This is a genomic window from Mesobacillus sp. AQ2 (assembly GCF_030122805.1).
GTDB lineage: Bacteria > Bacillota > Bacilli > Bacillales > Cytobacillaceae > Mesobacillus > Mesobacillus oceanisediminis_A.
On record NZ_CP126080.1, the window covers coordinates 291,304 to 305,000 of the forward strand.

General features: G+C 48.2%; 4 protein-coding genes, 4 rRNA genes and 2 riboswitches (1 of these 10 running past the window's edge). All 8 genes read left to right on the top strand.

From position 1 onward, the window contains the following. The first annotated feature begins 29 nt into the window (after window positions 1–29). Window positions 30–131, top strand: a riboswitch (purine riboswitch). 136 nt (window positions 132–267) lie between these two features. Continuing rightward, complete coding sequence (gene guaA / locus QNH36_RS01620) at window positions 268–1,815, top strand: glutamine-hydrolyzing GMP synthase (protein ID WP_283904512.1); 1,548 nt, start codon at window positions 268–270, stop codon at window positions 1,813–1,815. Window positions 1,816–1,901: 86 nt separating this feature from the next. Continuing rightward, window positions 1,902–2,003, top strand: a riboswitch (purine riboswitch). A 131-nt stretch (window positions 2,004–2,134) separates the two neighbouring features. Then, window positions 2,135–3,466 carry an NCS2 family permease gene (locus QNH36_RS01625; RefSeq protein ID WP_144481320.1) on the top strand — a complete coding sequence of 444 codons (1,332 nt, stop codon included), beginning with the start codon at window positions 2,135–2,137 and terminating at the stop codon, window positions 3,464–3,466. A gap of 136 nt (window positions 3,467–3,602) precedes the next feature. Then, on the top strand, window positions 3,603–4,442 hold the full coding sequence (gene glcT, locus QNH36_RS01630) for a glucose PTS transporter transcription antiterminator GlcT (protein WP_283904513.1): 840 nt from the start codon (window positions 3,603–3,605) through the stop codon (window positions 4,440–4,442). Between the two features lie 184 nt (window positions 4,443–4,626). After that, window positions 4,627–6,702, top strand: a complete 2,076-nt coding sequence (gene ptsG / locus QNH36_RS01635; RefSeq protein WP_283904514.1) for a glucose-specific PTS transporter subunit IIBC — start codon at window positions 4,627–4,629, stop codon at window positions 6,700–6,702. A 367-nt stretch (window positions 6,703–7,069) separates the two neighbouring features. Then, window positions 7,070–8,619, top strand: a 16S ribosomal RNA gene (locus tag QNH36_RS01640). A gap of 225 nt (window positions 8,620–8,844) precedes the next feature. Beyond that, a 23S ribosomal RNA gene (locus QNH36_RS01645) occupies window positions 8,845–11,779 on the top strand. 75 nt (window positions 11,780–11,854) lie between these two features. Beyond that, window positions 11,855–11,970, top strand: a 5S ribosomal RNA gene (gene rrf, locus QNH36_RS01650). Window positions 11,971–12,286: 316 nt separating this feature from the next. Beyond that, window positions 12,287–13,697 (top strand): 16S ribosomal RNA (locus tag QNH36_RS01655); it runs 139 nt beyond the window's last position. The 16S, 23S and 5S rRNA genes sit together here, the layout of an rRNA operon.

The window sequence follows — 13,697 nt, forward strand, 5'->3', positions numbered from 1 at the left end:
GTTAAAATATTATACTGATACAATGTGTGCAACTATATAGAATCAACCTTCATATATCCTCGATAATATGGATCGAAAGTATCTACCAAATCACCGGAAATGATTTGACTATGAAGGCAGGCTTCTTTTTGTTCGTAACGGGCTGGAATTCTGCTTTCCTATTATTTTTGGATGGCAGGATTCTGGCTTTTTTTATGCGTAACAAGCCATACTACTTACATAACCATCTAATGGAAGTACCGCGTCTATTTTAAATGAGGTGAATTTATGAAAAACGAGCTGCAAGACCAGGAAATGATTATAGTATTAGACTTTGGCAGCCAGTATAACCAGCTGATCACAAGACGGATCAGGGAGTTTGGCGTCTACAGTGAGCTTCATCCGCACACGATTACAGCGGCTGAAATCAAGGAAATGAACCCAAAGGGAATCATTTTTTCAGGAGGGCCGAACTCTGTTTATGATGAGGGAGCCTTCCGATGTGATGAAGAGATTTTCGAGCTGGGCTTGCCGATTTTGGGCATCTGCTACGGAATGCAGCTTATGACAATGCATTTCGGCGGGAAGGTCGAGAAGGCAAAGAACCGTGAATACGGAAAAGCCCTGCTGACTCTCCATAACCAGAACACATTATTCGAAGGGACTCCGGGTGAACAGGTTGTCTGGATGAGCCATGGCGACCTCGTCACCATGTCACCGCCAGGATTTTCTGTAGATGGAGTCAATCCATCCTGCCCGATTGCAGCAATGAGTGACGAGAGCCGTAAGCTTTACGCGGTCCAATTCCACCCTGAGGTTCGCCACTCCATGTATGGGAATGACCTGTTGAAGAACTTTGTCTTCAAGGTGTGCGGATGCGAAGGCAACTGGTCGATGGAAAACTTCATTGAAATCGAAATGGAGAAAATCCGCCAGCAGGTAGGAGACAAGAAGATTCTATGCGCATTGAGCGGCGGTGTTGATTCCTCAGTTGTGGCCGTATTGATCCATAAGGCGATTGGCGATCAGCTGACATGTATTTTCGTTGATCATGGATTATTGCGCAAAGATGAAGCAGAAGGTGTCATGAAGACTTTTGCTGATGGCTTCAACATGAACGTTATAAAGGTGGATGCCAAGGATCGTTTCCTCAGTAAGCTCGAGGGTGTATCCGATCCGGAGCAGAAGCGTAAAATCATCGGAAACGAGTTCATCTATGTTTTCGATGATGAAGCGGAAAAGCTTAAGGGCATTGAATTCCTGGCACAGGGAACATTGTATACCGATATTATCGAAAGCGGCACTGCAACGGCACAGACAATCAAGTCCCACCACAATGTCGGCGGTCTTCCCGAGGATATGCAGTTCAGTTTGATCGAGCCGTTGAATACATTGTTCAAGGATGAAGTCCGTGCGCTTGGCACCGAGCTTGGCATTCCTGATGAAATCGTCTGGCGTCAGCCATTCCCTGGACCTGGACTCGGCATCCGTGTTCTTGGGGCCATTTCTGAAGAAAAATTGGAGATTGTCCGTGAGTCGGACGCCATTCTTCGGGACGAAATCAAGAAGGCGGGCCTTGATCGTGAAATCTGGCAGTATTTCACCGTTCTTCCGGATATTCGCAGCGTAGGTGTCATGGGGGATGCGAGGACATATGATTACACAATTGGCATCCGTGCAGTAACATCCATTGATGGAATGACATCTGATTGGGCAAGGATTCCGTGGGATGTCCTTGAGATTATCTCCACAAGGATCGTCAACGAAGTCGATCACGTCAACCGCGTCGTTTATGATATCACCAGCAAACCGCCTGCAACTATCGAATGGGAATAAAATACGAACAATTATTAAAAACGGACATGAAAATGTTCGTTTTTTATTGACTCAGGGCAAAAGTCCTGTTAGAATGAAACTGAACTTAATAATTTGTCATAATTCGTCGTATAATCTTGGGGATATGGCCCAGAAGTTTCTACCGAGCTACCGTAAATGGCTTGACTACGAGGTATATAAATCATGGCTGGCAATCTGTCATACTTTCAATGTATTGCCTGGCCATCATTTCTGCTATTGCCTTTAGTCAACGCCCGGTAACCCGTGGCGTTTTCTTTTTGGCCTTATTTCCTGAAACTATTCAGGGGGAAAAGAAAAAATGAAGAAATATTTCGAGTTTGATAAGCTTGGCACGAATTATCGCCGCGAATTCATTGGCGGAATGACCACGTTCCTTGCAATGGCGTATATCCTGATTGTAAATCCTAATGTACTCACACTGTCAGACATAAAGGATCTTCCGGAAGCATTGAGAATGGATGCTGGTGCTGTATTCGTGGCAACAGCTCTTGCAGCGGCGATTGGCTCCATCATTATGGGTTTGATCGGAAAATACCCAATTGCCCTGGCGCCGGGTATGGGCTTGAATGCCTTCTTTGCTTACACAGTTGTTCTAAGCCACGGTGCACCATGGCAGCATGCGCTTGCAGCAGTGTTTATCTCCAGTGTGTTCTTCCTGCTGCTGACGATTACAGGCTGGCGTGAAAAATTGATCAATGCCATCCCAGTTGAACTAAAGCACGCAGTCGGAGCAGGGATTGGATTGTTCATCACCTTTATCGGATTGAAGAATGCAGGTATCATCGTCGATAATCCGGCAACGCTTGTTGGGTTAGGCGACCTGACAAACGCCAACACATTGCTTGCGCTTTTCGGATTGTTAATCACCGTCATCATGCTGACAAGAGGCATTCACGGTGCGGTATTCTTCGGAATTATCATCAGCGTCATCGTTGGTATGGTTTTTAATCTTATTGAAACACCTGAAAAAGTAGTTGGTGCAGTACCAAGCGTAGCGCCAACCTTTGGAGCAGTTTTCACGGCATTCGGCGATCCATCTTTCTACACATCAACGATGCTCGGTATCATTTTGACTTTCCTGTTCGTCGATTTCTTTGATAATGCAGGTACACTGGTTGCAGTTGCCAATCAGGCAGGCTTAATGAAAGAAAACAAGCTGCCTCGCGCAGGACGTGCGCTATTTGCAGATTCAATCGCATCCCTTGTTGGTTCCATCTTCGGAACATCGACAACAACATCGTATATTGAATCATCTGCAGGTGTAGCTTCAGGAGCGCGAAGCGGATTTGCTTCTTTAGTAACAGCAGGATTCTTCCTGTTATCGCTATTCTTTTTCCCGCTGCTTTCAGTGGTCACTTCAGCCGTAACAGCACCAGCATTGATCATCGTTGGTGTACTGATGGTTTCTTCACTTGGGAAAATCGAATGGGGCCGCTTTGAAATCGCAGTACCATCATTCCTTACAATGATTGCGATGCCATTGTCATCCAGCATCGCAACTGGGATTGCGGCAGGATTCATCTTTTATCCAATCACCATGCTCGTGAAGGGGAAATCAAAAGATGTCCATCCGATTATGTACCTGTTCTTCGTCATCTTCGTTCTATACTTTGTGTTTTTAACAGAATAGACATTTCGGTCCAGCGGATGCCGCTGGATCTTTTTTTGGCAAAATTTGAAGACTGCCAGGTAAACACTTCAGATTGACTTCTAAATTCTCCTTATATACGATATTCCCATAGAACAAGCTGAAACGGGGAAACGGCATGGACAGAATCGAAGTGAAAAAAGGCTTGAACAATAATGTATTGATTGCTGACCATCCAACATTCGGGGAAGTCATCATGATTGGCAAGGGAATTGGCTTCAACCGGAAAAAGGGAGACCTGATCGAAGAGGGCCAGGCGGAGAAAATGTTTGTCCTCAAGGATGAAAAAGAGCAGGCAAACTACATCAAGCTTTTGCCTTTTGTTGAAAATGACCTGCACGAAGCAATCATATCTTCCATTGAATTAATCAAGAAACGGACAGCTGGCCAGCTGAATGAACACATCCATGTCGCCTTGACGGACCACTTGATGTTTGCAGTAACAAGGATTTCAAAGGGGATGGAGTTCAAAAATCCATTTTTGGTGGAAACAAAGACACTGTATCCAATGGAATTTGAGATTGCTAAAGAAGTGGTTCAGCTTATCAAGGATCGATCCGGAATTGAACTTCCTGATGGAGAAATCGGTTTTGTTGCCCTCCATATCCATAGCGCCATCATGAATCGCAATCTGTCTGATGTGAACAAACACTCACAGCTTGTGACAAAACTGGTACAAATGATTGAAGAAAACCTGGATGTCGAAATCGATAAAGAAGGAATAGACTATACGAGGCTTGTCCGCCACATACGTTTTACCATCGAGAGGGTCAATAACGGAGAAAAAGTAGAAGAACCGGAAAAATTTGCAACCCTCTTGAAAGAGGAATACCCTCTGTGTTACAATCTTTCGTGGAAACTCATTAAAGTGATGCAGCAGACCTTGAAAAAACAAGTATTCGATGCCGAAGCCGTGTATCTGACGATGCATCTGCAAAGGCTTCAGAAAAAAAGTTAAATAAGCAGTTATATCTTACGTGTTACTGATTCGATCAGGCATGAGTAAAGAATGTAATTGAATTGGAGTTTTATGGGTACTATATCCGTATGCTTCTTTTCGATACACCTTACTCATGCCTTTTTTATTTGTTTTTTTAATGTTTGTAACCGCTTTAAGAGAAAAAATTTCAGGAGGTCTTCCTATGTTTAAGAAAGCTTTTGGTGTTCTTCAAAAAGTAGGTAAAGCGCTGATGCTTCCGGTTGCACTTCTCCCGGCAGCTGGTATTCTGCTTGCACTTGGTGCTGCGCTTAGAAACCCTGCTTTGTTAGAGCTTGCTCCATTTTTAAATAACGGCGGCGTCGATCTGGTTGCTGCTGTTATGCAAAAAGCCGGAGATATTGTCTTCGGAAACCTTCCGCTGTTATTCGCGGTTGGTGTAGCTGTTGGTTTAGCGGGCGGTGAGGGTGTTGCCGGTCTTGCTGCCATTATCGGATACCTGATCATGAACGTGACAATGGGTACTGTTTTAGGTATTACTCCAGAAGATGTCAACGGACTGAACTACGCAAATATCTTAGGTGTCCCAACGCTTCAGACAGGGGTATTTGGCGGTATCATCGTGGGTATAATTGCCGCAGCTCTTTACAATAAGTTTTTTGAAATCGAATTGCCATCCTATCTTGGATTCTTCGCAGGAAAGCGTTTCGTTCCGATTATCACTGCGGGAACAGCCATCCTGCTTGGATTGGTAATGATGGTTATCTGGCCTCCAATCCAAAACGGCCTGAATGCATTCTCGCAAAACATGGTTCACGCAAACTTGACTTTATCAGCATTTATCTTTGGTGTGGTTGAACGTTCATTAATTCCTTTCGGTCTGCACCATATCTTCTATTCACCATTCTGGTATGAATTTGGTCAGTACACTACTCAGGCTGGAGAAGTTGTTCGCGGGGATCAGCGTATCTTCATGGCCCAAATTGCAGATAACGTACAAAATCTTACTGCAGGTACATTCATGACAGGTAAATTCCCGTTCATGATGTTCGGTCTTCCAGCTGCAGCATTGGCTATTTATCATGAAGCACGTCCTGAAAGAAAAGTGGTAGTCGGCGGTCTAATGGTTTCTGCTGCCCTGACTTCATTCTTAACAGGTATTACAGAACCACTTGAGTTCTCATTCTTGTTCGTAGCACCAGTGCTTTTCGGAGTACACGCCATTTTTGCTGGTCTATCATTCATGACAATGCATCTATTAAATGTAAAAATCGGTATGACTTTCTCTGGTGGTCTTATTGACTACATTCTGTTTGGATTGATCAACCCGCAGACAAACGCATGGATTGTAATCCCTGTAGGCCTAGTCTTCGCGGTCATCTACTACTTCGGGTTCCGTTTCGCAATTCGTAAGTTCAACCTGATGACACCAGGCCGTGAAGCAGTTGAAGAAGATGGGGAAGAAGGCGGAGTGAAGGGACAAGCTAGTGACCTTCCATATGAAGTCCTTGATGCAATGGGCGGTAAAGAAAACATCGCTCACCTTGATGCATGTATCACACGACTTCGTGTATCAGTTAATGATATTGGCAGCGTCGATAAAGATCGCTTGAAAAAGCTGGGTGCTGCTGGAGTCCTTGAAGTCGGCAACAACATCCAGGCAATTTTCGGACCGCGTTCAGAGACTATTAAAGGTCAGATGAAGGACATCATGAGCGGTAAAAGACCTCGTCCTGTAGAAACGAACCAGGCAACAGAGGTTGAGCAGCAAATTGAAGAAGTGAATCCGGAAGCATTGCAGACTCATCATGATGCAGATTCCGCAGCTGAAACATTCGTTTCTCCTATTAAAGGGGAGATTAAACCAATTACAGAAGTCCCAGACCAGGTATTCTCTGGAAAAATGATGGGTGACGGTTTTGCAATCGTACCTGCTGAAGGTACAATTGTTTCACCGGTCGACGGAAAGATCGTAAACCTTTTCCCAACAAAGCATGCAATCGGAATCCTCTCTGACTCTGGACGGGAGATCCTTATTCATGTGGGTATCGATACGGTTAATCTGAAGGGACAAGGGTTCGAAACACTTGTTTCTGAAAATGACACTGTCACAAAAGGACAGCCGTTATTGAAGGTGGATCTTGATTACATCAAGGAACACGCAACGTCTATCATTACTCCAATCGTATTCACTAATCTATCTGAAGGCGAAAGCATTGTCATCAACAAAGAGGGCAATGTGGATGTGAAAGACGAGAATATCATTACGATATCTAAATAAGGTAAATAAACAGCTGGTCTCCCGGATGGAGATCGGCTGTTTTTATATACAGAAGGAAAGTGAACAATCGAAACTTTTCCCAATTATTTCAAGGTATAATCGTATTGACTCTGTGCATGTCGGGTGATAGTATATAGAAACAGTCGCGAACAGGTTAACAACATTTTGGTGATGAAAAAATAAAATCAAAAAGCTGTTGACATTCAACGCTGTGATGTGATAAATTATTAAAGTCGCTTCTGAGCGGCGCACACAATTTGCTCTTTGAAAACTAAACAAACAAGCGTCAACAAACAATAAATTATCATGCTTCTATTAATAGAAGACATGAGCCAACGTTTTAACTTATGAGCTAACTCATAACTCTTTCTTGGAGAGTTTGATCCTGGCTCAGGACGAACGCTGGCGGCGTGCCTAATACATGCAAGTCGAGCGGATCTTCATTAGCTTGCTTTTGAAGATCAGCGGCGGACGGGTGAGTAACACGTGGGCAACCTGCCTGTAAGACTGGGATAACTTCGGGAAACCGGAGCTAATACCGGATAATCCTTTCCCTCACATGAGGGAAAGCTGAAAGACGGTTTCGGCTGTCACTTACAGATGGGCCCGCGGCGCATTAGCTAGTTGGTGAGGTAACGGCTCACCAAGGCCACGATGCGTAGCCGACCTGAGAGGGTGATCGGCCACACTGGGACTGAGACACGGCCCAGACTCCTACGGGAGGCAGCAGTAGGGAATCTTCCGCAATGGACGAAAGTCTGACGGAGCAACGCCGCGTGAACGATGAAGGCTTTCGGGTCGTAAAGTTCTGTTGTCAGGGAAGAACAAGTACCGGAGTAACTGCCGGTACCTTGACGGTACCTGACCAGAAAGCCACGGCTAACTACGTGCCAGCAGCCGCGGTAATACGTAGGTGGCAAGCGTTGTCCGGAATTATTGGGCGTAAAGCGCGCGCAGGCGGTTCCTTAAGTCTGATGTGAAAGCCCCCGGCTCAACCGGGGAGGGTCATTGGAAACTGGGGAACTTGAGTGCAGAAGAGGAGAGCGGAATTCCACGTGTAGCGGTGAAATGCGTAGAGATGTGGAGGAACACCAGTGGCGAAGGCGGCTCTCTGGTCTGTAACTGACGCTGAGGCGCGAAAGCGTGGGGAGCGAACAGGATTAGATACCCTGGTAGTCCACGCCGTAAACGATGAGTGCTAAGTGTTAGAGGGTTTCCGCCCTTTAGTGCTGCAGCAAACGCATTAAGCACTCCGCCTGGGGAGTACGGCCGCAAGGCTGAAACTCAAAGGAATTGACGGGGGCCCGCACAAGCGGTGGAGCATGTGGTTTAATTCGAAGCAACGCGAAGAACCTTACCAGGTCTTGACATCCTCTGACAACCCTAGAGATAGGGCGTTCCCCTTCGGGGGACAGAGTGACAGGTGGTGCATGGTTGTCGTCAGCTCGTGTCGTGAGATGTTGGGTTAAGTCCCGCAACGAGCGCAACCCTTGATCTTAGTTGCCAGCATTCAGTTGGGCACTCTAAGGTGACTGCCGGTGACAAACCGGAGGAAGGTGGGGATGACGTCAAATCATCATGCCCCTTATGACCTGGGCTACACACGTGCTACAATGGATGGAACAAAGGGTCGCGAAGCCGCGAGGTGAAGCCAATCCCATAAATCCATTCTCAGTTCGGATTGCAGGCTGCAACTCGCCTGCATGAAGCCGGAATCGCTAGTAATCGCGGATCAGCATGCCGCGGTGAATACGTTCCCGGGCCTTGTACACACCGCCCGTCACACCACGAGAGTTTGTAACACCCGAAGTCGGTGGGGTAACCTTTTGGAGCCAGCCGCCTAAGGTGGGACAGATGATTGGGGTGAAGTCGTAACAAGGTAGCCGTATCGGAAGGTGCGGCTGGATCACCTCCTTTCTAAGGATATTGCCTAAGGGCAATCGGAATGCGAATCTTTCGATTCGTACTGTGGATGTAATCCACATAGTTGTACGCTTGTTTGTTTAGTTTTGAGGGAGCAATTCTCTCAAAGCTTTTTTGTTCCTTGAAAACTAGATAATCGTAAGTAAGAAGAACCAAGAAGAAAACCGAGTGATCGCCATTTTAGTTTTCTCTCTATTCAATTAGAGAAATGACCTTTTAGGTTAAGTTAGAAAGGGCGCACGGTGGATGCCTTGGCACTAGGAGCCGATGAAGGACGGGACTAACACCGATATGCTTCGGGGAGCTGTAAGTAAGCTTTGATCCGGAGATTTCCGAATGGGGAAACCCACTGTTCGTAATGGAACAGTATCTTTACCTGAATACATAGGGTATTGAAGGCAGACCCGGGGAACTGAAACATCTAAGTACCCGGAGGAAGAGAAAGCAAACGCGATTCCCTGAGTAGCGGCGAGCGAAACGGGACATAGCCCAAACCAAGAGGCTTGCCTCTTGGGGTTGTAGGACACTCTACATGGAGTTACAAAGGAACGGGGTAGATGAAGTGGTCTGGAAAGGCCCGTCAGAGAAGGTAAAAACCCTGTAGTTGAAACTTCGTTCCCTCCTGAGTGGATCCTGAGTACGGCGGGACACGAGAAATCCCGTCGGAAGCTGGGAGGACCATCTCCCAAGGCTAAATACTCCCTAGTGACCGATAGTGAACCAGTACCGTGAGGGAAAGGTGAAAAGCACCCCGGAAGGGGAGTGAAAGAGATCCTGAAACCGTGTGCCTACAAGTAGTCAGAGCCCGTTCATGGGTGATGGCGTGCCTTTTGTAGAATGAACCGGCGAGTTACGATTACATGCAAGGTTAAGTTGAGAAGACGGAGCCGCAGCGAAAGCGAGTCTGAATAGGGCGAATGAGTATGTGGTCGTAGACCCGAAACCAGGTGATCTACCCATGTCCAGGGTGAAGGTTGGGTAACACCAACTGGAGGCCCGAACCCACGCACGTTGAAAAGTGCGGGGATGAGGTGTGGGTAGCGGAGAAATTCCAATCGAACTTGGAGATAGCTGGTTCTCTCCGAAATAGCTTTAGGGCTAGCCTCACGTTGTAAGAGTCTTGGAGGTAGAGCACTGTTTGGACTAGGGGCCCTCATCGGGTTACCGAATTCAGACAAACTCCGAATGCCAAAGACTTATCCGTGGGAGTCAGACTGCGAGTGATAAGATCCGTAGTCAAAAGGGAAACAGCCCAGACCACCAGCTAAGGTCCCAAAGTATACGTTAAGTGGAAAAGGATGTGGAGTTGCTTAGACAACCAGGATGTTGGCTTAGAAGCAGCCACCATTTAAAGAGTGCGTAATAGCTCACTGGTCGAGTGACTCTGCGCCGAAAATGTACCGGGGCTAAACGTATCACCGAAGCTGTGGATTGACATCTTAGATGTCAGTGGTAGGAGAGCGTTCTAAGGGCGTTGAAGTCAGACCGTAAGGACTGGTGGAGCGCTTAGAAGTGAGAATGCCGGTATGAGTAGCGAAAGATGGGTGAGAATCCCATCCACCGAATGCCTAAGGTTTCCTGAGGAAGGCTCGTCCTCTCAGGGTTAGTCGGGACCTAAGCCGAGGCCGAAAGGCGTAGGCGATGGACAACAGGTTGATATTCCTGTACCACCTCTTTATCGTTTGAGCGACGGGGGGACGCAGGAGGATAGGGTAAGCGCGCTGTTGGATATGCGCGTCTAAGCAGTTAGGCTGCAAGTGAGGCAAATCCCGCTTGCGTGAAGGCTGAGCTGTGACAGCGAGGGAAATATAGTACCGAAGTTCCTGATTCCACACTGCCAAGAAAAGCCTCTAGCGAGATAAATGGTGCCCGTACCGCAAACCGACACAGGTAGGCGAGGAGAGAATCCTAAGGTGAGCGAGAGAACTCTCGTTAAGGAACTCGGCAAAATGACCCCGTAACTTCGGGAGAAGGGGTGCTCATTTGGGTGAATAGCCCGGATGAGCCGCAGTGAATAGGCCCAGGCGACTGTTTAGCAAAAACACAGGTCTCTGCGAAGCCGCAAGGCGAAGTATAGGGGCTGACGCCTGCCCGGTGCTGGAAGGTTAAGAGGAGGGGTTAGCTCACGCGAAGCTCTGAATCGAAGCCCCAGTAAACGGCGGCCGTAACTATAACGGTCCTAAGGTAGCGAAATTCCTTGTCGGGTAAGTTCCGACCCGCACGAAAGGCGTAACGATCTGGGCACTGTCTCAACGAGAGACTCGGTGAAATTATAGTACCTGTGAAGATGCAGGTTACCCGCGACAGGACGGAAAGACCCCGTGGAGCTTTACTGTAGCCTGATATTGAATTTTGGTACAGCTTGTACAGGATAGGTAGGAGCCTGAGAAACCGGAGCGCCAGCTTCGGTGGAGGCGTCGGTGGGATACTACCCTGGCTGTATTGAAATTCTAACCCGCGCCCCTGATCGGGGCGGGAGACAGTGTCAGGTGGGCAGTTTGACTGGGGCGGTCGCCTCCTAAAGAGTAACGGAGGCGCCCAAAGGTTCCCTCAGAATGGTTGGAAATCATTCGCAGAGTGTAAAGGCACAAGGGAGCTTGACTGCGAGACCTACAAGTCGAGCAGGGACGAAAGTCGGGCTTAGTGATCCGGTGGTTCCGCATGGAAGGGCCATCGCTCAACGGATAAAAGCTACCCCGGGGATAACAGGCTTATCTCCCCCAAGAGTCCACATCGACGGGGAGGTTTGGCACCTCGATGTCGGCTCATCGCATCCTGGGGCTGTAGTCGGTCCCAAGGGTTGGGCTGTTCGCCCATTAAAGCGGTACGCGAGCTGGGTTCAGAACGTCGTGAGACAGTTCGGTCCCTATCCGTCGTGGGCGCAGGAAATTTGAGAGGAGCTGTCCTTAGTACGAGAGGACCGGGATGGACGCACCGCTGGTGTACCAGTTGTCTTGCCAAAGGCATCGCTGGGTAGCTATGTGCGGACGGGATAAGTGCTGAAAGCATCTAAGCATGAAGCCCCCCTCAAGATGAGATTTCCCATAGCGCAAGCTAGTAAGAACCCTGAAAGATGATCAGGTTGATAGGTCAGAGGTGGAAGCGCGGTGACGTGTGGAGCTGACTGATACTAATCGTTCGAGGACTTAACCAAATGATCATTCGATTCTCTTGATTTCTTCTTACAACATTATCTAGTTTTGAGGGCGCAAATCCTCAAACCAAATAGTCTGGTGGCGATGGCGAGAAGGTCACACCCGTTCCCATACCGAACACGGAAGTTAAGCTTCTCAGCGCCGATGGTAGTTGGGGGTTTCCCCCTGTGAGAGTAGGACGCCGCCGGGCGAAAAGACAGAGATTTTGATCCCTGTCTTTTTTAATCCCCATATCATTCTTTTCCAGTTACTGCTGGTTGTTAGGTAACACCTGAGGTGTTATTATAGTAACTCAGCTCCGCTTGATTGATTGTTTAAAAGACTTTCAAAAAAAGTGTTGACGAGCTGGTTCAAAGGTGGTAAGATTTAAAAGTTGTCATTTGAACGACAACAATATTGTTCTTTGAAAACTAAACAAACAAGCGTCAACAAACAATAAATTATCATGCTTCTATTAATAGAAGACATGAGCCAACGTTTTAACTTATGAGCTAACTCATAACTCTTTCTTGGAGAGTTTGATCCTGGCTCAGGACGAACGCTGGCGGCGTGCCTAATACATGCAAGTCGAGCGGATCTTCATTAGCTTGCTTTTGAAGATCAGCGGCGGACGGGTGAGTAACACGTGGGCAACCTGCCTGTAAGACTGGGATAACTTCGGGAAACCGGAGCTAATACCGGATAATCCTTTCCCTCACATGAGGGAAAGCTGAAAGACGGTTTCGGCTGTCGCTTACAGATGGGCCCGCGGCGCATTAGCTAGTTGGTGAGGTAACGGCTCACCAAGGCAACGATGCGTAGCCGACCTGAGAGGGTGATCGGCCACACTGGGACTGAGACACGGCCCAGACTCCTACGGGAGGCAGCAGTAGGGAATCTTCCGCAATGGACGAAAGTCTGACGGAGCAACGCCGCGTGAACGATGAAGGCTTTCGGGTCGTAAAGTTCTGTTGTCAGGGAAGAACAAGTACCGGAGTAACTGCCGGTACCTTGACGGTACCTGACCAGAAAGCCACGGCTAACTACGTGCCAGCAGCCGCGGTAATACGTAGGTGGCAAGCGTTGTCCGGAATTATTGGGCGTAAAGCGCGCGCAGGCGGTTCCTTAAGTCTGATGTGAAAGCCCCCGGCTCAACCGGGGAGGGTCATTGGAAACTGGGGAACTTGAGTGCAGAAGAGGAGAGCGGAATTCCACGTGTAGCGGTGAAATGCGTAGAGATGTGGAGGAACACCAGTGGCGAAGGCGGCTCTCTGGTCTGTAACTGACGCTGAGGCGCGAAAGCGTGGGGAGCGAACAGGATTAGATACCCTGGTAGTCCACGCCGTAAACGATGAGTGCTAAGTGTTAGAGGGTTTCCGCCCTTTAGTGCTGCAGCAAACGCATTAAGCACTCCGCCTGGGGAGTACGGCCGCAAGGCTGAAACTCAAAGGAATTGACGGGGGCCCGCACAAGCGGTGGAGCATGTGGTTTAATTCGAAGCAACGCGAAGAACCTTACCAGGTCTTGACATCCTCTGACAACCCTAGAGATAGGGCGTTCCCCTTCGGGGGACAGAGTGACAGGTGGTGCATGGTTGTCGTCAGCTCGTGTCGTGAGATGTTGGGTTAAGTCCCGCAACGAGCGCAACCCTTGATCTTAGTTGCCAGCATTCAGTTGGGCACTCTAAGGTGACTGCCGGTGACAAACCGGAGGAAGGTGGGGATGACGTCAAATCATCATGCCCCTTATGACCTGGGCTACACACGTGCTACAATGGATGGAACAAAGGGTCGCGAAGCCGCGAGGTGAAGCCAATCCCATAAATCCATTCTCAGTTCGGATTGCAGGCTGCAACTCGCCTGCATGAAGCCGGAATCGCTAGTAATCGCGGATCAGCATGCCGCGGTGAATACGTTCCCGGGCCTTGTACACACCGCC

Bases quoted from the DNA above. Each gene is read 5' to 3' on its own strand.
- guaA (WP_283904512.1), top strand. From the start codon at position 268: ATGAAAAACGAGCTGCAAGACCAGGAAATGATTATAGTATTAGACTTT.
- QNH36_RS01625 (WP_144481320.1), top strand. From the start codon at position 2,135: ATGAAGAAATATTTCGAGTTTGATAAGCTTGGCACGAATTATCGCCGC.
- glcT (WP_283904513.1), top strand. From the start codon at position 3,603: ATGGACAGAATCGAAGTGAAAAAAGGCTTGAACAATAATGTATTGATT.
- ptsG (WP_283904514.1), top strand. From the start codon at position 4,627: ATGTTTAAGAAAGCTTTTGGTGTTCTTCAAAAAGTAGGTAAAGCGCTG.